Raw genomic sequence first — 720 nt, 5'->3', positions numbered from 1 at the left:
CAGCGTGGCAGCCCTGATTGCGCAGACCCATCAGCAGGTTGCCGAAGCCAAAGCCCATCAGGATATGCCGTTTGAACAGCTCCTTGATGCCCTGAATATTGAACGTGATACCGCCCGCCACCCGATTTTTCAGATCATGTTTAGTTTGCAGAGCTTTGGAGAAAATTCGTCAGACAGCCGCCTGCCATTCAGGCCGGTGACTCTGGATGAGCCGTTATACAGCCCCGCCAAGTTTGATCTGAGCCTGTTTATGTCCGACGGGCAAACCAGCATTACCGCTTACCTGAACTATGCCGTCAGCCTGTTTGATGAGGCCACCATCGTGAGATTGGCAGAAAGCTATCAACGGGTGCTGCAAGCCTTTGTGACAGACCAGAAACAACCGCTGTCCGCGCTGGATATCCTGTCTGCACAAGAACGCCATACCCTGCTGCATACCTGGAACCAGACCGATGCGCCTTACCCGCAGGACAAAACCCTGCAACAACTGCTTGAAGCTCAGGTGGAAAAAACACCGGATAACATGGCACTGGTGTTTGAAGGTGAAGCACTGACTTACCGTCAGCTTAACGAACGGGTCAATCAGCTCGCTTATGTGATCCGCGAACGCTATCAGCAACAGAATCATGAAACGATACAGGCTGACACACCGATAGCCCTGTATCTGGATCGCAGCCCGGAAATGGTGATCGCTATTCTGGCAGTGCTGAAAGCCGGGGG

General features: G+C 53.1%; 1 protein-coding gene. It reads left to right on the top strand.

Annotated elements, in window-relative coordinates; translation table 11 throughout:
- The coding region (locus Xind_RS19700) for a condensation domain-containing protein (protein WP_187650964.1) at nucleotides 1–720 on the top strand (720 nt) is incomplete at both ends.

Source organism: Xenorhabdus indica (assembly GCF_014467235.1).
In the GTDB taxonomy this organism is placed as follows: Bacteria; Pseudomonadota; Gammaproteobacteria; order Enterobacterales; family Enterobacteriaceae; genus Xenorhabdus; species Xenorhabdus indica.
This window is presented reverse-complemented; position numbering and strand designations above follow the sequence as displayed.